A 19,152-nucleotide genomic window follows, 5' to 3' on the forward strand; every position below is an offset into this window, starting at 1 on the left:
GTTATTTGCGATACTGGTCAATCAAGCGGGCAAGCGCCCGCTGAGACTCCAGTTCAGGAAAGAAATCAAAGAGAAGCTTATGCTTATCGAAGTCCAAAATTAAAGCATTTTCTAAATAATTATATGCCTGTTTATACTTTCCTGCCGCTAAACAATAGGCACAGAGTCTATAATGCAGTTCTGCCTCATCTGGCTGAAGCTCCAACGCATTCATGAGCAGGTCAATAGCGCCATCATAGTTTCCTTGCTCATAAAGAATTATGGACCAGTTCAGCCAGATATCTTTGTTCTCCGGGGCAAGGGTGCTTGCCTGCTCGTACGCCTCCACGCTGGAGATTATGTTCCCCAGTTGGTATTCAGCTGCCGCAAGTGCTAACCAATAATCGGCGTTCTCGGCGTAAAAAGAGATGGCTTTCCGGTAGTAATGCACCGCTTCCATCCATTTTCCCTGTAAATCCAGAATAATCCCAATACCAAACCAGGCCTCATCCATTTCTGGGGAGAGGTCTATTGCTTTCTTATAGTATTTGTGGGCCAGATCCCATTGCGATAGCTTCTCATAGCACTCGCCAATGTTACAGAGGATATCTGCATTAGGCTCTGTATGCTCCAAAGCTGCCTGAAATGATTCTATGGCCTTGGTAAACTCGCCCAGATAAACGTAGTTATTGGCCAGGTTTACGTATGCGGGAGCCAAATCTGGTTGAATGAGCGTGGCGTACTCATAAGCTCCTACAGCTTTCTCGTAGTTACCCAAACGACTATGTGCCAAACCCAGATTGAACCAAGCCATTGCCGAGTAAGGGTCTGCATCTACATACTCCTGGAAGAATGAAATGACATCCTCGCCCTCCCCTGTTATCTCTAGGCAGTATAGAAGTTCCTGTAAAGCCAGTTCATTTTCCATGTTCAGGCTCAGGCTCTTCTTATAATACTTCATAGCAGCCTTGAACTTGCCCCAACCCTGGTAAGAAAGCCCTATGTTGAAGTAAATATCGTCTTTTACCTCAGACTGCTCCACTGCTTGTTTAAAGCAATCAATGGCTAAGGCGAAATCCCCTTTTTGATTGAAGATGATTCCTTTAGTGAGAGGAATATCTTCATTATTAGGCTCCATCTGAGCTACTTCCTCTACTAAGTGCAATGCCTCATCATAAGCACCAAGCATAGCAAGTACCTGGGCTTTGTCGATCAGTAATTCAGTGGAAAACGGATATTGGGCAATACCTGCATCACAAGCCTTTAAGGCTTGGCTATAGTTAAAGTTATTGGCGTAATAATCTATAATACTCTCAAAGTCTGAGAGATCAAAGAAAACAGTAGCATTTGACTCCAGCATGGTTTCAAACCTTTTCACAAGGTCCAAATCATCGTTGCTGAATTCGTTGTAATTATTATCGTTCATCTACAAGTAGGTCTCAACTCAGACCAGAATCTCTGGTCTTCTCAATCTCACAATTTCCCTTCCTAAATTATAAGCACTGTTGCTTTATAAGCTGCTCACAACTCCAGCGCAGGGTATCTTCCAACGGACGGAAGGTTATGCCAGTTGCCGCCTTAATCTTTGCATTAGAATAGAAGTGCTCTTCTTTGGCAATCCTGGCTGTTTCTTTAGTAATAAGTGGCTTGGCTCCCGTTAGCTTTCCTCTTACGCTTTCTACCCTCCAGATTATTTCGGCCACCCAATCAGGTACTTTGATAGTAGGAGCTTTTTTACCCATTATCTGGGCAACTTGCTTAAAGAACTGCTCATAGGTAGTCTGATGGCCATTAATGATGAAACGCTCTCCCCAATGCTTTCCGTTCATTACCCGCACCATAGCTTCCACCACATCTCGTACATCTACGAAGTTGGCAAAGCCGTGGGTATAGAAAGAATGCTCATCATGAATATACTTGAAAAGTTGTGTACTACTACGCGCAGGATCGCCGGGGCCTAATATAATGGAAGGATTGATGATTACGGCTTTTAGTCCTTCAGAGATTCCGCGCCATACTTCCATCTCGGCAAAATGCTTGGAGAAAGCATAAGCAGATCTCTCTGCCACAGGGTCCCACTTCACATCTTCATGAATGATTTTTTCGCCTTTTTTCCGGTTAATGGCTGCAATGGAACTTACATGGCAGAGCCGAACATCGGGGTTCTCCAAGCAGACATCTACCAGGTTAGCCGTTCCTTCCACATTGATTTTCTGAAGCAGTCCAACATCCTGAGGAGCATAGGACACAAATCCAGCGCAATGGTACACCTCTTCCACCTTCAACACCTGTGATCTTAGGAATAGAGAATCCAAGATGTCACCTTCTACCCATTGAAGGTTCTCATGGGTTATAGAAGAGGCTGTTTTTCTAAATATAGCAGTGACCAGACACCCGTCTTCTAAAAGACGTTGCAATAAAAAATGGCCTAGAAGGCCAGAACCACCGGTAACCAGTACATGTTTCAAATGGCGGTGTAATTAAACTAGAGCGAGGTATTTAAAAGCGGCAACCTTAAGGCTTCCTGAAACAAAGGCTCGTTTACTACCCGTTCAAGCACTTTCACATGCTTCATGGAATGGGTATCTGTGCCTAAGAACTCAACCGCTTTTTGACTGATAAGTTTCCGTGCTACTTCTTTCGCGGGCTTAGAGTAGTAACCAGCCAAGGAATTGGTATTAATCTGAAAAAGTATCCCCGTTTCTCTCAAAGACATTAAGGAATCAAACTTCCCGTAGAAATAAGTGTAGCGCTCCGGGTGCGCCAAAACAGGAGTATACCCGGCAGCTTGAACTGCAAAAATAGCCTGGCGCAGGTGCGCCGGTTCATTCATGTAAGAAGTTTCTATCAGTAAAAACTTCCTGTCTCCGCCAAAACTCAAAAGTTCTTCGCCCTTTTCAATCTTTGACATAAACCATTCATCTAAGTAATATTCTGCCGCACAGGATAGCTCTACCTCTATTCCGCGTGAAGTGGCCTCCTTTTGTAATTGCTGCAGTTTACTTCTTATACCTTCCGGGGTATTCTTATAAAAATCCCCCATTATGTGTGGTGTCATACAAAGCTTCTTGAAGCCCAGCCCTTGCAAGGCTTCAAGAAGCTGTATGGAATCTTCTAGGGTAGCAGCACCGTCATCAAGACCAGGAAGCAAATGGGAGTGCATATCTGCACGTAGATCTGCGAATGAAAAAACGGACTCCTCCTTTGTTCCCCAAAGCTTCTTGAGACTGCTCCACATTATTACTTGAAGATTGATTTGAGTTTACTTCCAAGGGTTGGCACTTCTTCTTCATCATAGTACCCTTGTCCATAGCCATAGCCGTACCCGTAGCCGTACCCGTAGCCGTACCCGTACATATTCATGCTGCTAGCATCATTTAGAATGGCTGCCATTCTGGGAAGATGGTTTGTCCGCATTATTTTATCAATTCCTTTAAGGAAAACCTTTTTAGAGTAATTGGCACGAACAATATAAAGAGGCACATCGGCCTTTCGCATGATCAACACCCCGTCAGTTACTAACCCAACCGGAGGACTATCTATCAAGATAATGTCGAAGGTCTGATGAAGTTCTTCCAAGACCTCATCAAAACGGCTCCCCATGATCAACTCAGATGGGTTTGGCGGTGTAGGTCCTGCTGAGATAAAACTTAGATCAGGGATAGAAGTTTCCTGAAGGCACTCAACTACTGAATGCTTTTCAATCAGGATAGTGCTCATGCCTTTACTGTTATCGCCGTCTAATGCAATGTGCACCTTCGGCTTTCGCATATCCAAATCAAGAATGGCTACCTTCAACCCAGACATAGCAATAATCCCTCCCAGGTTCACTGCCACGAAAGTTTTTCCTTCCCCGCTAATAGTGGACGTGATGGAGATGACCCGTTTCTTCTTGGAGGCACTCATGAACTCTAAGTTGGTCCTAATTGAGCGAATAGACTCACTTAAAGCCGACTTTGGGTTCTGATTCACCACTAGTTTAGAAAATGGCATCTTCTGTTTATCGTATGAAGGCACCACACCCAGCACAGGTATGGATATGTTACGCTCCAACTCCCGAACATTGGTGACGGTATCATGCATCAGATACCTTGTAGCCACTAATCCAACACCTAAAAACAATCCGCCTGCAATTCCAATGGCATACACCATTAAAGCATTAGGAGAGATAGGATTAGATTCGCTTGGCAGGCTAGCAGGTGATAATACCTGAAAGTCTGGGGTTGTACCGGCCATAGCAATTCCATACTCAACTCTCTTGTTCAAAATCTGAGTAAAGAAACTTTCATAAAGACCAAATATTCGCTCAAGCCTTGCTCTCTCCGTCTCTTGAGCAGGAGCCTGCAAAATTTTCCCTGTTAGCTCTCCTTGTGTTCTTTCAATATTAGCAATCTGAGTTTGCACCAATCCCTTGTTGCCGTTGAGAATAGCATTCAACCTACTTTGAGCAAATGTAATTTGCTCTTCAAGCAAGTTATCCGCTACCGTGTTCCCTCTACTGGTCATTCGAACAGTTCTAAGTCGAGCCTGTAAATCACTTAGTTCTGTTAGCTGCTCCGTTAATTGAGGGTCATTAGATTCCTGTCCCTGAAGGCCAGATACTACCAATCCAAGGTCTTCATTTCTCTGCACCTTAGCTTGAATTGTATTCAGAAGTGATAGTTGAAATCTAAGCTCAAGTTTCTCTTTTTCCAGTTCCTGGACTTGCGCTAGAGCTTCTTGTAAGTTAGCCTTGATATCATATGACTTATTCTGTCTAACGAAACTCTCGATTTCAGTTTCCGCTTTTCTAAGGCTATCCTCGGTTTCCCTTAACTGATCATTTAAAAAGCTAAGAGTTTGTCTACTTGCTTGGTTAGAACGTTCCAACTTATGCTGTAAGTAGACCTCGTCTATATTTCGAACAATATCATGTGCTTTAAAGCGATTAAAATCTTTAAAGGAAATCTGAATTGTTTTTGATTCAGGATTAAGGATCGCAGTTGTTAAATTATCATTAATGTAGCCCTTCAATCTCTGATCACTATTCACGACAAAATAGTAGGTAACACCAATGTTTTCACTAGTTAACGAAGGCGTAGTACTAAGAGTAATATTACTTCCAGAAAGGTTTGTAGAAGATCCTGTTACAGCTTTAGAAGGATTACCGTTTTCACCAATATAGATATCTGCTTTGGTGGGAGTGGTAAACTTAACAAAGATTTTTTGATCATAATGATGAAAAGCCGCCGTATCATAACTCACAGTAAATGGGCTATTTTTATAAAGCTCAGCATCTAGCACCCGTGCTTTTACAAAATAGCTTATCTGTAAAGGCATTGTATTCTTAAGCCTTTCGAATACAATGTCTGACTTGATTAAATCAACCTCTCCTTGCAGCTTTCCAATACCAGACTCTACTTTGAGTCCATTATTTTCTAATCCAAGAACGCCAGCTTCAGACTGTTCATCTAGTTTTATAGTTGAAGAAGACTCATAAACTTTCTTAGTGTATCTTAGATACAGATAAGCTCCTGCCCCTCCTAAGAGAAGAAGCAATATGATCCAGATGATGCTCCTGCGTACTACATGTAAAAGAGTAACAAAATCTATACTTGTTCCGCCATCCTCTTCTTCCTCTTCACCGCTCCCCAAACGATGATCCAGTTCATCCAGATCATTGGCTGTTTTTACACTCATGAACTTATTCGGACTAATTGACTAAATTTCTAATTACAACGTAAGAGGTTAATACATTAGTAACAGCCCCTAACACAGTAAGCACGTCTCTCAAAGATTCGTTGAATACCCTTCTCACCGGCTCAACATAAACTACGTCGTTTGGCTGAATCCTCAAATTTGCCTTCTGCAAACCGCCTATGGTCGTAAGGTCTACCACTTGAACAATGGGCTTATCAGAAGCGATGTTCCTTATCAATCTTATGTTCTGGGCTTTTCCATTTTCAGGCATGCCTCCTGCTAGAGCCAGAACTTCAATCAAATTCATGTTTTCATTGGTAAGAGGAATAACACTCCCTCCTGTTGCTCCAAGGACGACTACTCTGCGACTTACTACTTGGGAATAAACATAGGTGTCTCTATAATAAGTTTCAAACCTGCTCTGGAACATGCTATCTGCTTGGTTGAGAGTATATCCTTGCACCTGCACAAATCCAATCATAGGAACTTTTACCTCTCCATTGGGCAAGACAGTATAATCTTGCCGCTCCTGTTGTTGACCGATTTGCTGGTTTCCTGAACTACCACCGCTACTTCTACCTGCACCTTGTGTCAACTCGCGACGTAAAAAATTATTTGGATCAACCAAAACTTCTCCCTTGTTTGTATAAATTCTGATACTCAATATATCATTTGGCTGAATTTTGTAGTTACGTCCAACTTCTGCTACTGACGCACGGAGCAAATCTGCATTTACGTCTCCTTCTGTGCGGAACATTATATTCTGCCGGTAAACATTACAAGAGCTTAACCATATCAACAAAGCACAAAATGAAGCCTTGGTGATGCACTGCAACTTCCTAGATTGGAACATATTAAATCTTTAACTCTTCAGAGATTGGCTAACACTTATTTATCTATTGTACACTTAAAGCCAATCACAAAGTAAACTAAAAGTAATGGGCGCGCCAAATTGTCCAACTTACTTACTGCTATTCCGGTTGAATTAAAGTGTATTCAGAAAAAGAGGCAAAAAAATAAACGAAGAAAATATTCTACTAACCTATTTAACTAACATACGTTAGGCTAGCTACCATAACTTTTGTATATTTATTCTGAAAAAGAACAAAGCTCTACTCAGCAATCTCCTATGCAACTTAGTTACAATGAAAACCAGCAGATGATCGCGGACATGATACGTGATTTTGGTGTAAAGTTTATTAAACCTGACATGATGAAATGGGATGAATCACAGGAGTTCCCGGTTCAGGTATTCAAACAACTAGGAGAATTGGGGTTAATGGGTGTTTTAGTGCCTCAGGTATACGGTGGGTCAGGTTTCGGATACTTGGAATACGTGACTGCTATCTCTGAACTAGCCAAAATCGATGGCTCTATTGGTCTATCCATGGCGGCGCATAACTCATTGTGCACGGGGCATATTCTACAATTCGGGAGCGAAGAACAAAAGCGGAAATGGCTCCCTAAACTTGCTACTGCAGAATGGATAGGAGCTTGGGGCCTTACGGAACCTAATACTGGTTCTGATGCGGGAAACATGCGAACGGTAGCTGTAAGAGACGGAGATCACTGGATACTAAACGGAGCAAAGAACTTTATCACTCATGGCAAATCCAGCAATATAGCCGTGGTAATTGCCCGTACAGGAGAAGTAGGTGACTCTCACGGAATGACGACCTTTGTGATCGAGAAACCAACAGAAGGATTCTCGGCTGGCCGCAAAGAAGACAAGTTAGGTATGCGTGCCTCTGAAACCACAGAACTCATCTTCCAGGATTGCCGGGTTCCCCATGAAAATATCTTAGGAGAAGTAGGTGAAGGATTCATCCAGGCAATGAAAGTGTTGGACGGAGGTAGAATTTCCATCGCGGCCCTGAGTTTAGGAATTGCACAGGGAGCCTATGAGGCAGCGGTTGCCTATTCAAAAGAGCGACAGCAATTCAACAAACCTATTTCACAGTTCCAGGGAATTGCTTTCAAACTGGCGGACATGGCCACTGAAATTGAAGCTGCTGCCTTATTAACCTACAGAGCTGCAGCCATGAAAGACAGAGGAGAAAACGTGAACAAAGAATCTGCCATGGCTAAACTCTATGCCTCTGAAGTAAGCGTGCGGGCAGCCAATGAAGCTGTCCAAATCTTTGGCGGATACGGCTACACCAAGGATTACCCGGCTGAAAAATATTACCGCGATGCCAAGTTGTGCACCATTGGCGAAGGAACTTCAGAAATTCAGAAACTTGTTATTTCCAGAGCAGTATTAAAATAATTGGGAATAAGATATTGACACACAAATTATTTGTTAATATCTTTGCACTCCTTAAAACAACTGACTTTAAAATCAATCTATTATATGATCATCATCAACGTAAAGGATAACGAGTCTGTAGACAAAGCCCTTAAAAGATTCAAGAAGAAATTTGAGAGAACCGGTGTGTTGAAGCAATTGCGTGCCAGAACTTTCTTCCAGAAGCCTTCTGTAACTAAGAGAAAGCAGAAAGAAAGAGCTATCTACAAGCAGCAATTGTTCGCCAACGACAACTACTAGTCTCCATCCATAGAATTTACGTGGTAATTCCATAAATTAGTGGTTCTCCGCTTTTCGGCGGTAATCATTAATTTATGGAATTATTCTTTAAATACCTCCAGTACGAAAAGCGCTTCAGTCCGCATACCATTGTTTCGTACCAGACCGATCTGCAGCAATTCCAAGAATACCTGCAGGAGGTTTATGAACTTGAGGACCTCAAGGCAGCAGACCATGCCATCATTCGGTCATGGGTGGTCACGTTGGTTCAGAAAGACCTGGACACCCGTACTATCCACCGGAAAATAGCCTCTCTTCGTTCTTATTTCCGCTTTTTGGTGCAACGCGGAATTTTGGATACCAACCCCACGGTAAGAATCAAAGCGCCCAAACTAGCCAAGAAACTTCCTGCCTTTATCCCCGAGGATGCTTTCACCCAACTTTTAGACCAAAGCGAATTCCCGGACAATTTAAAAGGTCAGCGCGAAAGATTGATCTTAGAGTTGCTGTACGGAACCGGCATGCGTCTGGCAGAACTCACCAACATCAAAATTGAAGACATCAGTCTCTCAGCCAAGACGTTGAAGGTACTGGGCAAAGGCAATAAGGAAAGAATCCTTCCTTTGAATACATCACTGGTCAATGCGCTGTCTGATTACCTACAGAAGCGAGGAACAGTTTTCAGCAATAACAATTCTTCTTTTCTCTTCGTTACGGAAAAAGGGGCTCCCCTCTACCCTAAGTATGTGTATAGAGTGGTGAAAAAATACATAAGCACCGTGTCTACTGCCATGAAAAACAGTCCGCACGTGCTTAGGCATTCTTTTGCCACGCATTTGCTCAACCGAGGTGCAGATTTGGGAGCGATCAAAGATTTGCTGGGCCACTCCAGTTTGGCGGCCACGCAGGTCTACACCCATAATTCTATTGAGAAACTCAAAGCGGTCTTTGAGAAAGCTCATCCCAAAGCGTAATTCGTATCACCCTTAAAGAAGTAAACTATGAAACTGCAAATCCGATCTGTACACTTCACCGCAGACCAAAGCCTGTTAGACTTCCTTCAAAGAAAAGTAGACAAGCTAGATACTTTTTTTGACCGAATAGTGAGCGGTGAGGTAGTACTGCGTGTTGAAAGGCCTGAAACCCATGACAACAAATTGGTAGAATTGAAGCTGTTTGTGCCAGGCGCTACTCTTTTTTGTAGTGAAGAAGCAAATACGTTTGAAACGGCTACAGATAAAGCCGTAGAAGACATGAAGAAGCAGTTGATCAGGTACAAAGACAAACTGACCACGCACTAATCACCATAGACTATAAAAAAAGAGCCCCGTTTTGGGGCTCTTTTCGTTAAAACAGATCAGAAACAGGCCTACTACAGATTGAAGGCTGCTTTGATTTTGTCTACGTAGTCTAACTTCTCCCAGGTAAAGGTCTCAAACTCTCTTACTTCAGATTTTCCGTTCAACTGGTACTCCACTTTCTTCACGCCAGACTCACGGCCCATGTGTCCGTAAGCGGCAGTATCTGAGAAAATAGGGTTCTGCAGCCCGAAACGCTTCACTATGTCATAAGGACGCATTTCAAACAGTTGGTTTACTTTCTCAGCGATCTCACCATCGGTCATCACGTCACCGTTGGCACCTTTCACGTTAGTGGTACCGTAAGTAGTCACGTATAAACCAACTGGCTCGGCTACGCCAATGGCATACGCAACCTGCACCAAAGCTTGATCAGCAACTCCGGCGGCAACCAGGTTTTTGGCAATGTGGCGAGCGGCATAGGCAGCAGAACGGTCTACTTTAGAAGAATCTTTACCAGAGAATGCTCCCCCACCGTGAGCACCTTTACCACCGTACGTATCTACAATGATTTTACGGCCCGTCAAACCGGTGTCTCCGTGTGGTCCACCAATCACGAATTTACCAGTCGGGTTGATGTGGTAAGTGATATCATCAGCAAACAGATCTGCGGTACGCTGTGGCAATTTGCTTTTCACGCGGGGCAACAGAATGTTCAGAACATCTTCTTTGATTTTAGCCACCATCTTCTCCTCGGCTTGCTTGGAGGCAGCGCGGTCATTGGCATCTGAACTTTCAAACTCATCGTGCTGGGTAGAGATCACAATGGTATCAATCTTCTCCGGCACGTGGTTGTCTGAGTAACGGATGGTCACCTGAGACTTGGCATCCGGACGCAGGTAAGTCATTTCCTTGCCTTCTTTGCGGATAGCCGCCAATTCTTTCAGCAACAAATGCGAAATCTCCAACGCCAATGGCATGTAGCTATCGGTCTCGTTGGTGGCGTAGCCAAACATCATTCCTTGATCACCGGCTCCCTGGTCTTCTGGGTTCTCGCGCTCTACACCCTGGTTGATATCACCGGACTGTTCATGGATGGTGGAGATAACTCCGCAGGCCTCGGCATCAAACTTATACTCTGATTTGGTATAGCCAATGCGGCGGATCACCTCGCGGGCTACTTTCTGCACGTCAACATAGGCGTCTGACTTTACCTCGCCACTTAGTACCACCAGACCGGTAGTTACCAAGGTTTCGCACGCCACTTTAGACTGAGGATCTTGTTTCAGGAACTCATCTAACAGCGCGTCAGAGATTTGATCGGCTACTTTATCCGGATGTCCCTCCGATACCGATTCAGATGTAAAAAGATAAGGCATTATCTGAAATTTTATTACAACGTTAAGGCGGCTCCGCCTTTGGTGCCGCAACAGACAAAATTAGTTTAAAAGCCGGATTTGCAAAAACTTGCCCTTCAAAGAAAAGGCCTCACGCTCTTTTCTTCTAACTAAGTCTTTTTACCGCTTCCTGTTTTTAGGTCAATTTCTGTAAACCACCCCAAAAACGTTTAAAGCGTTCTCTTACAGCAGGAAAAAGCTTCCTGTAGTGCTCAGCAGCAACCTTTTAAACCTTCGGCCGTTTCAAAAACAACTTTAACCGTTCTGCAATTTTACCTACAAACTATGAAAAAATACATTTGTACCCTTGTCATAAGTCTTTATGCCTTCACGCAATCTTTCGCGCAATCTGAGTCGCCTTACAAGACCTCTTTTAAGGTAGATGCCCCCATTACCGTGGCTGGAATGGGCCTCAGCGGGTTAGGTTTATACCTGATGCAGCAAAAAGACCCTTACACGCAGGAAGAAGCGCTGGCTTTGCGGAAGTCTGATGTCAACAGCTTTGACCGTTTTGCGGCCGGTAACCACAGCGAAAGCGCTAAAAAAGTAAGCGATGTGATGTTGTATAGCTCCATTGCTGCCCCTGCGCTGCTGCTCTTTGATTCCAAGATCAACGACAATACGGGTCAACTTCTGGCCCTTTACGTGGAAACCATGGCGGTAACCGGAACCATCTTCACGCTGAGTTCGGCGGCTTTCCCCAGAGCAAGGCCGTTGACCTATAGCCCAGAGGTAGAGATTGGCGAGAAAACCCGGGCAAATTCCCAGAACTCCTTCTTTGCGGGCCATACGGCGGCGGTTTCTACCATGGCGTTCTTTACCGCCAAAGTGTTCCATGACTACAACCCAGATTCACCGGCTCGTCCGTTCGTTTGGGCAGGTGCGGCGCTGGTGCCCGCTGCAGTAGGCTATCTGCGTTTAGAGGCCGGTAAGCACTTCCTCAGCGACAACCTTGTAGGCTACGGAGTTGGTGCCGCCGTTGGTATTCTGGTTCCGCAGCTGCACAAGAAAAGCAATATGACAGGTTTCTCCATCTCACCTAGCGTGATCCCGGTGCTTGGCCAGAATTTAGATGGCGTAACCCTTCAATATAAGTTCTGATGAACTGCTTCAAGAAATCGTCTCGGTGGCTGTTGCTTTTTGCGGTGCTGTTTCAGTTCTCTCTGCAACCCGTAGCCGCCCAGGATACGCAACGCCTGTACCACACAGATCTCCTGCGCGATGGACTGATAACTGCCGGCGGAGTGACCATGGCCGTAACCGGCTCCACGCTGCTGACAAACAAAAGGCAATTAACCGAGGCTGACCTGGCGTCCATCAACAAGAACCAGGTAAACAAATTTGACCGATGGGCGGCCGGCAACTACAGCAAGAAAGCCAAAGACGCCAGCGATGTGTTTTTTTACACCTCTTACGGGTTGCCTCTGCTGTTTTTAGCCGATAAAGCAGCCACTCCGCACGCCAAGGACATCTATTTTCTCTATGCCGAGACTATTTCTCTGGCAGGCGGAATCTACGCCTTAACCGCCGGACTTACCAACCGCAAGCGGCCTAACGTCTACGCCACAGATGCTCCTTTAGAGGAAAGATTGCATAAATACGCCGAAAACTCCTTCTTCGCGGGACATACTGCCGCCACGGCCAGCGTGACGTTTTTCACCGCCAAGGTCTTCCATGATCTGCACCCAGACTCCCCCTGGCGACCGGTGGTATGGGGAGCGGCGGCGGCGTTTCCGGCCACGGTGGGTTACCTTCGGCTAAGGGCCGGCAAGCACTTCCTGAGCGATAACATTGTAGGCTACGCCGTAGGCGCCAGCATCGGGATTCTGGTTCCTGAGCTGCATAAGCGAAGCAATGAACTTGGCTGGCGCGTTGTTCCGGCAGCTGAACAGCTACAAGGAGAGATGCTACAAGGCGTTGCCTTGACCAAACGATTTTAACCTCTTTTTAATAAAGCAGCCCTAAAACAGAAGCGCGAGCCATAACTGGTTCGCGCTTCTGTTTTAGGGCTGCTTTTTACTTTCTAGCCGTATTGTTCAGATTTGTCTCAAAGAGCTTGAGGATGCGTTTGTACTCATCGGTCCAGCTGCTGGGCTCCACAAAACCGTGATCTTCCACTGGGTACACGGCCAGTTCCCAATTCTCTTTCCCCAACTCAATCAGCCGCTGTGACAACCGCACAATGTCCTGGAAGTGCACGTTGGTGTCTACCATGCCGTGGCACATCAGCAGCGCACCTTTCAGCCCCTCGGCAAAGTAAATAGGCGAGCTGCGCACGTAGGCCAGGCTATCGGTTTGTGGTTCGTTCAGGATATTAGACGTGTAGCCGTGGTTGTAATGCGCCCAATCGGTCACGGAACGCAGGGCTGCGCCTGCCGCAAAAACATCTGGCTGCGTGAACATGGCCATGAGCGTGATAAAGCCGCCGTACGACCCTCCATAAATCCCGATGCGCTTGGGATCAATGCCGTGTTTTTCCACTAGCATCTTAGCTCCGTCTACATGGTCGCTCAGGTCTTTGCCACCCATGTGCCGGTAAATTCCGGTTCTCCAGTCGCGACCATACCCGGCGCTGCCACGGTAGTCAATGTCCAGCACGGTATAGCCTTTATCAACTAATAGGTTGTGGAACATGTATTCTCTGAAATAGGTGCTCCACCACTTATGGGCATTCTGAAGATAGCCCGCGCCATGCACAAAGATGACGGCTGGTCCGCCGGGAGCAGCATTGGCTGGTTTGTATAACCGGGCATGGACATCGGCCCCGTCGGCGGCTTTATAAGTGATCACTTCGGGCTCGCGCCATGGATATGCATTGAACTCAGCAGTGGTAGATTGGGTGATTTGCACCGCCTTGGCCCCGGGTTTGTTGTCCATGAGGTACAGTTCCCATGGTTTGTTAGAGTAGGAATACCGAACGGCCAGGGTTTTCTCATCCGGAGACATAGTGACTTCATGCGCCCCGGTCATTTTGGTGATTTGCTCCGTTCTACTGCCGTTCAGAGACATTCGGTAGAAGTGCTGCTCCCCAGGGTGTACCTGGTTGGTGATGAGGTACCAGTACTTCTTGTCTTTAGACATCTGCACATTCTGTACCTCAAACTTTCCGCTGGTAAGGGTGGTTTTCTGCCCAGAACCTGCATGAACGGTGTACAAGTGCGCGTAGCCGCTTTTTTCAGATACAAACCACACGTTCTGGTTATCGGGCATCCAGCCAATATCGCCGGCGCCGTACCCGTTAATCCAGGCCTCGTCATGCTGACGGTCCAGCACGTTGATGACACGGGTAGCCGGATCGAAACTCATGATCCAACGGTCTTTGTTGTCATTTGAGCGGGCCACCAACACGGCTTTCTTTCCGTCTCCGGAATAGAAAGGCCCAAACATGGTGATCTTTCTGGTTTCGGAGGCTGCACTTCCTGCCTCTGCCCCGCTTTTCTTTTGGTTTTCCTGCAAATAGGTGGGCTTGTCCTGAATGCCGGGCAAACTTTTGAAGGAGATCAGATAAGTGGTGTCCTGTTTAGTATCATAGAGGCCCAACTCATACGATGCTTGGGCATCTCCCACCTTGGTTCTGGTTGGGATCTCTTCTGTGTAGCCGGAGGCCGTAACATAGTTGGGCACTTGCGCAATCTTGCTGTTCGCTGGTCTGGACACCAACCGATAGGTAATATAACGTTCATCGGGGCTCAGGATAATGTTGTCCACACTCCTGTCCTCAATGTAGATTTCCTTCGGCCGGTTTCGTTGCGCTTCTTTCTGCGCCAGTCGCTGCTGTTTTCTCTCTTCTTCCCGCTTCTGGATAATCTGCAGCAATTCTACTTGCTGGTCCCGCAAAAAGCGGTCTTGTTTGTCATTTACCGCATCAGGGTCAGCGGGCTTTCTCCCTCTCCGGAAATCGGTGAGTTGTTTCGTCTGGCCGTTGGCGATGTTCCATGCGTACAGATTCCCGTCTTTCAGAAAGGTGATCTCCTGCTCATCAAAGGTGAAGGCTGGCGAAGACTCTCTTTCAACAGTCTTGGTGAGCTGCCTTAATTTATTGGATTTCACTTCCACCAGAAAAATATCTCCCCCGCGCTCATACACTCGGTGGGTTCTCTTTTGGTTGTATGTGCCACCGGGCGTGAAAAGTGTTCTGCGCTCCGCCGCCGATACTTTGCTCACCTTTTTACTGCCAGCCTGCACTGTGTACAGCGAGTCTCTTCGTGCTTTCTCAGGATTCCACTGGAAATACACCTGTTTGCTGTCATCAGACCAGTAAATGTTGCTGGGCGAGGTCCCAATCCATTTGGCTGGGTCCTGCATGATTTTCTCTACGGTAAGCGTAGGCTTGGTTTGGGCGTGGCTATAACAGAATGGCAGCAACGCCATTGCTGCGGAAAGCAGTGCTTTTGTACTGAAATGCATTTTAGGCTTGTTTTCGGGGAAATAGGTCTAAAACTGAATAAGGTCAAAGAGACAAAGATGGGTGCTTTTTGTGGAAATCAGTACCGTCCTGATACTCTTTTACAAAGGCCAGCAACTCCGCTTCGCCAAATAACTTCCCGATGAAGGTGATGGTAGTGGGCAAGTTTCGGTTATTGAATCCGTTGGGTACCACCACACATGGATGGCCTGTTAGATTGGTCACCACCAAATTGCTGCTGGCAAAGGAAGGCGACACATACACATCTACCTGCTGCATGACCTTTTGCATCTCCTGGATCAGCAAATAGCGCACCCGCTGCGCCTGTATATATTCCACTGCCGGGATGAACCTGGCGCTACGGAACGTGTTAGGCCAGGCGTTCCGGTCTTGGTTCACCATTAGGTCTACCTTGCCATTGCGGGTGATCTCGTCAAAAGCGGCCGCCCCTTCCACCGAGATAGTCATGACCAGATCATTGACCGGTAGTTTTGGCAATTCAATAGGGATGAGTTCATGTCCCGCTTTGCGCAGGGCTTCTAAAGTAGCCTGATCTTGTGGCTTGGTAGGATAGTTGCGCTCAAAATCTGTTTTCAGGTATCCTATTTTAAGCTTTTTCAGGTTCAGTTTCGCATCATAATTAAAAGGCGCATCATACACCGATTGGTCTTTGCCGTCTGGTCCGTAGATAGCATTGAACACAATGGCACAATCTTCTACCGTTCTGGCAATAGGCCCGATCTTATCCATGGACCAGCTCAAAGCCATCGCTCCATGACGGCTCACCCGCCCGTAAGTAGGTCGCAAGCCTGTGGTGCCACACGCAGTTGAAGGTGACACGATAGACCCCAAAGTCTCCGTCCCGATGGCGAACGGAAGCAACCCTGCTGCCACCGCAGAAGCCGAGCCAGCCGATGATCCGCTAGAGCCTCTTGTGAGGTCCCATGGCGTGCGGGTTTTCCCACCGTACCATACATCGCCCATGGCCAACTCGCCTAAGGTCAACTTTGCTACCAGTACCGCTCCAGCCTCTCTCAACTTTACTACCACTGTGGCATCTTCATCAATCACCTGATCTTTGTAGGTCACCGATCCCCAGGTGGTTTTGTAGCCCTTAGTACTTAACAAGTCCTTCACCCCATAAGGAATACCGTGCAAAAGGCCTTTGTATTTGCCTGCTTTGATCTCGGCGTCTGCTTGCCTGGCTTGTTGCATGGCCAGTTCCTCTGTAAAGGAGGTAACACATAGCAACTTGCTGTTATACTTCTTCAGGCGCTCCAGGTAGAACTGTGTTAATTCAACAGAAGTGATTTTCTTCGTTCTCAGAAGCTCAGCCAATTCCCTTACCGAATAAAACGCCAGATCTTCTTTGTTGGCCGGAAGTTCTACTTTCTTGCCAGCCGATGGCTTGAACTCCTCTTTCTTCCGCTCAAACGAAAAGCCTACGGGTATTGGGTTAAACAGCAGGGCTAGTGGTACACTGTTCTCCAGCTTTACTTCTCTTAGCCTTGCGTAGCTATTGCGTAAATCAGTCAGTTCAAACAGCGCTGTATCTAGTTGGGAATTGGTAAAATTAAGACCCAGCAATTTCTGCGCACTCTGCACAAGCGGGACAGTAATTTTATCCATTTGCGCCTGTTTTCCGAAAAACGCCCCAGAAACGAATATCAGCGCGCCGGAAGAGGCAAGGGTTAGAATTCTTTTTGTTTGTTTTGAAATCATATTAGTCAACCAAATTATTTTTAGAACTGCATTGAACTAAAAAGCCCCAGAATATTTCTGGGGCTTTTCTCTAAGTTAAGGCTTTCTAAATTACAGCTGGCTAATTCTAACACCAATTCTTCTGTAATTTTCATTTGGACCTATTTCTTCATTTCCATCAAGTTCTAAAACTAAATCAACAGGCGTTGCTGAAGATACACCTGGATCCAGAATCTGAATTTCCAGTTCACCAAAGCTTGAGTTAGCCGGAATGGTTACTTTACCACTCAAAGGTGCATAGTGAGTACCTGCAACGGCAGTAGTCTCTGAGGTCAGCAATTTGTAGTTGATCTCCTGAGCAGTGCTTCTTTGCGCTCCAACCAGATTAACGCGCAACCTGATTGCACCAGAAGCGCGTGTGATAGCGGGTCTGGAAGTTGTAACAGCAGCACCGTAAGCCGGTACTCGAGTCAGCAGAGTATAGTTTTTAGCCACACCATCCACCACTGATTTGGCATTGTAAGTAGCAGCATCAAATTCTACAACAGCTTTTTCATAAACAATGTCATCGTTTTCTATGCAAGAGTTCAGGAAAAATACTGCTAAGGCAAATATATAAAGTAGGTTCTTCATTTTTAATAACAATTAATAACCGCTGTTTTGCTTCAAATTAGGATTCCCGTCAACATCAGCCTGAGGTACTGCTGGCAGAATCACATCTTCAGTGAAGGCAACTGTTGCACCAGTAGCAGGCTTCAGAATATCCAATCCTAATCTCTTCAGGTCAAAGAATCTGTGTCCTTCAAACGCGAATTCTAATCTGCGCTGCAGGAGAATCTCATTTTTCAGATCCTGACCTAAGGCAAGAGACGGCTCCAGCCCTCTGTTAGTTCTAATTCTGTTGACGTCTAGCAGGGCATTTACGTCACCGCCAGCAGTATTCGCATAAGCCTCAGCTCTGTTTAAATACATCTCTGCAATGCGAATCACTGGAATGTTATCCACGTTGATGAACCCACTTTTTCCTAAGAACTTGGTAGTCTCCACGTATGGAGCACCTCTACCCGCAGTTCCTAACTCAAACAGTAGATTCCTAACATCGGAAGAACGAGCTGTGATGGCCGCGTTAGCAGTACCGTTACCAGTAACAGTGATACCTAAAGCAGATAAAAGAGATGGAGTAGGAACTAGGTCACCAAATCCACCAGTCTGGTTACGGTTTCCTCTTTGAACCAAGGTAGTGAAAGCAGTCTGCAGAGACTCGTTCACCCCATTGCTTTCTGCTTGAGCAGAAAACTGGATTTCAAAGATGGATTCTGGATGCACAGCACCACCCCAGGCAGCAACATAGTTTCCAGCATTGGTCAGAGAAGCACCTCTCGTATCAATTGCCGCAGTAGACATTTCAATTACCTTAGGATAATCCTTTCTGTACAAGGCTACCCGTGAGTACAATGCCTGAACCGCCACTTTAGAAGCTCTGCCTGGTGTAGAAAAAGCACCGCCAGTACCATATTTGGCAATAGCATCATCCAAGTCAGCATAGATGGCAGTATATACATCCTCAATAGCTGGTCTGCTTGGTTTGAATTCCAATGCCGCTGCTGGAGTTTTGAAGGCAGTAGTAACAACAGGAACGCCTCCTCTGTTTTTAGCATCTACAACTGCTCCAGGAATGTAAGCATAAGCTCTTACCAAGTCAAAGTGATACAAGGCTCTCAAAAACTTAAGTTCAGCTATGTAACTGTTCTTCAGATCTTCTGTAACGGTAGCTCCTTGCAAAGTTGGGATAGCATCCAGAATATAGTTAATTCTGGCAATAGCGTTGTAGGAAGTTGTCCAATGGGTAAAATGGTTGGCTGCTCCTCTAATGTTAGCAGCTTCGTTTACCAAACGGCCAGACTTACCAGTAGCCATTCCATTATCAGCTAGTGCTTCAGGCAAAGTAACTAGTCTGTTACCGTACTCAGTTAAGCCTTTTAGTGGCACATATACGCCAATGATAGCCGCTTCTACGTTTTCTCTTGTGGTAAGCGCAGTACTGGCGTCGATTGCTGTTTCTGGATTGATTTCGATCAACTCATCGCAAGAGATGGAAGAGAAAGAAATACACGCAGCAAGAGCAATCGTATTTATTTTATATAAAAAACTTTTTTTCATTTGAAG

At 45.9% G+C, this 19,152-nt stretch carries 16 protein-coding genes; 6 read left to right on the forward strand and 10 right to left on the reverse strand.

Annotated features, from left to right (window positions below; all coding sequences use genetic code 11):
- Position 1 precedes the first annotated feature (1 nt).
- The 5 genes from JT719_RS10640 to JT719_RS10660 all read right to left on the reverse strand — a co-directional run bounded on the left by JT719_RS10640 (position 2) and on the right by JT719_RS10660 (position 6,415).
- Positions 2–1,405 (reverse strand): tetratricopeptide repeat protein, encoded by a 1,404-nt coding sequence (locus JT719_RS10640; protein ID WP_207432988.1) that lies wholly within the window; start codon positions 1,403–1,405, stop codon positions 2–4.
- 67 nt (positions 1,406–1,472) lie between these two features.
- A complete protein-coding gene (locus tag JT719_RS10645) occupies positions 1,473–2,447 on the reverse strand; it encodes an NAD-dependent epimerase/dehydratase family protein (RefSeq protein WP_207432989.1) in 975 nt (324 codons plus the stop codon).
- A gap of 17 nt (positions 2,448–2,464) precedes the next feature.
- The gene (locus tag JT719_RS10650; RefSeq protein WP_242693131.1) at positions 2,465–3,142 is read right to left on the reverse strand and encodes a tyrosine-protein phosphatase; all 678 of its coding nucleotides are present in this window, start codon (positions 3,140–3,142) and stop codon (positions 2,465–2,467) included.
- 77 nt (positions 3,143–3,219) lie between these two features.
- Positions 3,220–5,658, reverse strand: coding sequence for a GumC family protein (locus JT719_RS10655; RefSeq protein WP_207432992.1), 2,439 nt, complete (start codon positions 5,656–5,658; stop codon positions 3,220–3,222).
- 13 nt (positions 5,659–5,671) lie between these two features.
- Positions 5,672–6,415 (reverse strand): polysaccharide biosynthesis/export family protein, encoded by a 744-nt coding sequence (locus tag JT719_RS10660; RefSeq protein ID WP_242693132.1) that lies wholly within the window; start codon positions 6,413–6,415, stop codon positions 5,672–5,674.
- A gap of 372 nt (positions 6,416–6,787) precedes the next feature.
- On the opposite strand from JT719_RS10660, the gene JT719_RS10665 reads away from it, so the two are divergent.
- The 4 genes from JT719_RS10665 (at position 6,788) to hpf (ending at position 9,486) form a co-directional block, all read left to right on the forward strand.
- Positions 6,788–7,927 carry an acyl-CoA dehydrogenase gene (locus JT719_RS10665; RefSeq protein WP_207433358.1) on the forward strand — a complete coding sequence of 380 codons (1,140 nt, stop codon included), beginning with the start codon at positions 6,788–6,790 and terminating at the stop codon, positions 7,925–7,927.
- Positions 7,928–8,011: 84 nt separating this feature from the next.
- Entirely contained in the window at positions 8,012–8,206 is a 195-nt protein-coding gene (gene rpsU, locus JT719_RS10670; protein ID WP_123131349.1) for a 30S ribosomal protein S21, read from the forward strand.
- A 74-nt stretch (positions 8,207–8,280) separates the two neighbouring features.
- Positions 8,281–9,159 (forward strand): tyrosine-type recombinase/integrase, encoded by an 879-nt coding sequence (locus JT719_RS10675; RefSeq protein ID WP_207432995.1) that lies wholly within the window; start codon positions 8,281–8,283, stop codon positions 9,157–9,159.
- Between the two features lie 27 nt (positions 9,160–9,186).
- Positions 9,187–9,486 (forward strand): ribosome hibernation-promoting factor, HPF/YfiA family, encoded by a 300-nt coding sequence (gene hpf / locus JT719_RS10680; protein ID WP_207432996.1) that lies wholly within the window; start codon positions 9,187–9,189, stop codon positions 9,484–9,486.
- Between the two features lie 71 nt (positions 9,487–9,557).
- On the opposite strand, the gene metK is transcribed toward hpf, so the two are convergent.
- The gene (metK, locus tag JT719_RS10685) at positions 9,558–10,862 is read right to left on the reverse strand and encodes a methionine adenosyltransferase (protein WP_207432997.1); all 1,305 of its coding nucleotides are present in this window, start codon (positions 10,860–10,862) and stop codon (positions 9,558–9,560) included.
- Between the two features lie 303 nt (positions 10,863–11,165).
- Here metK and JT719_RS10690 point away from each other — a divergent pair, with 303 nt between their 5' ends.
- A complete protein-coding gene (locus tag JT719_RS10690; RefSeq protein ID WP_207432998.1) occupies positions 11,166–11,981 on the forward strand; it encodes a phosphatase PAP2 family protein in 816 nt (271 codons plus the stop codon).
- Positions 11,981–12,820, forward strand: a complete 840-nt coding sequence (locus JT719_RS10695) for a phosphatase PAP2 family protein (RefSeq protein ID WP_207433000.1) — start codon at positions 11,981–11,983, stop codon at positions 12,818–12,820. Before JT719_RS10690 ends, JT719_RS10695 begins: the two co-directional genes overlap by 1 nt.
- A 76-nt stretch (positions 12,821–12,896) precedes the next feature.
- Here the strand turns inward: JT719_RS10695 and JT719_RS10700 are convergent, their stop codons facing one another.
- From JT719_RS10700 to JT719_RS10715, 4 genes are all read right to left on the reverse strand, one after another.
- Entirely contained in the window at positions 12,897–15,287 is a 2,391-nt protein-coding gene (locus JT719_RS10700) for a S9 family peptidase (RefSeq protein WP_207433001.1), read from the reverse strand.
- A 43-nt stretch (positions 15,288–15,330) separates the two neighbouring features.
- A complete protein-coding gene (locus JT719_RS10705; RefSeq protein WP_207433002.1) occupies positions 15,331–17,007 on the reverse strand; it encodes an amidase in 1,677 nt (558 codons plus the stop codon).
- A gap of 90 nt (positions 17,008–17,097) precedes the next feature.
- Positions 17,098–17,619, reverse strand: coding sequence for a DUF4843 domain-containing protein (locus JT719_RS10710; RefSeq protein ID WP_207433004.1), 522 nt, complete (start codon positions 17,617–17,619; stop codon positions 17,098–17,100).
- 12 nt (positions 17,620–17,631) lie between these two features.
- Positions 17,632–19,146 carry a RagB/SusD family nutrient uptake outer membrane protein gene (locus JT719_RS10715; RefSeq protein WP_207433005.1) on the reverse strand — a complete coding sequence of 505 codons (1,515 nt, stop codon included), beginning with the start codon at positions 19,144–19,146 and terminating at the stop codon, positions 17,632–17,634.
- Between the last annotated feature and the right edge of the window lie 6 nt (positions 19,147–19,152).

Source organism: Sabulibacter ruber, from assembly GCF_017355955.1.
In the GTDB taxonomy this organism is placed as follows: domain Bacteria; phylum Bacteroidota; class Bacteroidia; order Cytophagales; family Hymenobacteraceae; genus Nibribacter; species Nibribacter ruber_A.

Coding starts and splice junctions, on each gene's coding strand:
- JT719_RS10710 (WP_207433004.1), bottom strand. CDS start 17,619: ATGAAGAACCTACTTTATATATTTGCCTTAGCAGTATTTTTCCTGAAC.
- JT719_RS10690 (WP_207432998.1), top strand. CDS start 11,166: ATGAAAAAATACATTTGTACCCTTGTCATAAGTCTTTATGCCTTCACG.
- JT719_RS10675 (WP_207432995.1), top strand. CDS start 8,281: ATGGAATTATTCTTTAAATACCTCCAGTACGAAAAGCGCTTCAGTCCG.
- JT719_RS10650 (WP_242693131.1), bottom strand. CDS start 3,142: ATGCACTCCCATTTGCTTCCTGGTCTTGATGACGGTGCTGCTACCCTA.
- rpsU (WP_123131349.1), top strand. CDS start 8,012: ATGATCATCATCAACGTAAAGGATAACGAGTCTGTAGACAAAGCCCTT.
- JT719_RS10705 (WP_207433002.1), bottom strand. CDS start 17,007: ATGATTTCAAAACAAACAAAAAGAATTCTAACCCTTGCCTCTTCCGGC.
- JT719_RS10695 (WP_207433000.1), top strand. CDS start 11,981: ATGAACTGCTTCAAGAAATCGTCTCGGTGGCTGTTGCTTTTTGCGGTG.
- JT719_RS10640 (WP_207432988.1), bottom strand. CDS start 1,405: ATGAACGATAATAATTACAACGAATTCAGCAACGATGATTTGGACCTT.
- JT719_RS10660 (WP_242693132.1), bottom strand. CDS start 6,415: ATGTTCCGCACAGAAGGAGACGTAAATGCAGATTTGCTCCGTGCGTCA.
- hpf (WP_207432996.1), top strand. CDS start 9,187: ATGAAACTGCAAATCCGATCTGTACACTTCACCGCAGACCAAAGCCTG.
- metK (WP_207432997.1), bottom strand. CDS start 10,862: ATGCCTTATCTTTTTACATCTGAATCGGTATCGGAGGGACATCCGGAT.
- JT719_RS10665 (WP_207433358.1), top strand. CDS start 6,788: ATGCAACTTAGTTACAATGAAAACCAGCAGATGATCGCGGACATGATA.
- JT719_RS10715 (WP_207433005.1), bottom strand. CDS start 19,146: ATGAAAAAAAGTTTTTTATATAAAATAAATACGATTGCTCTTGCTGCG.
- JT719_RS10655 (WP_207432992.1), bottom strand. CDS start 5,658: ATGAGTGTAAAAACAGCCAATGATCTGGATGAACTGGATCATCGTTTG.
- JT719_RS10700 (WP_207433001.1), bottom strand. CDS start 15,287: ATGCATTTCAGTACAAAAGCACTGCTTTCCGCAGCAATGGCGTTGCTG.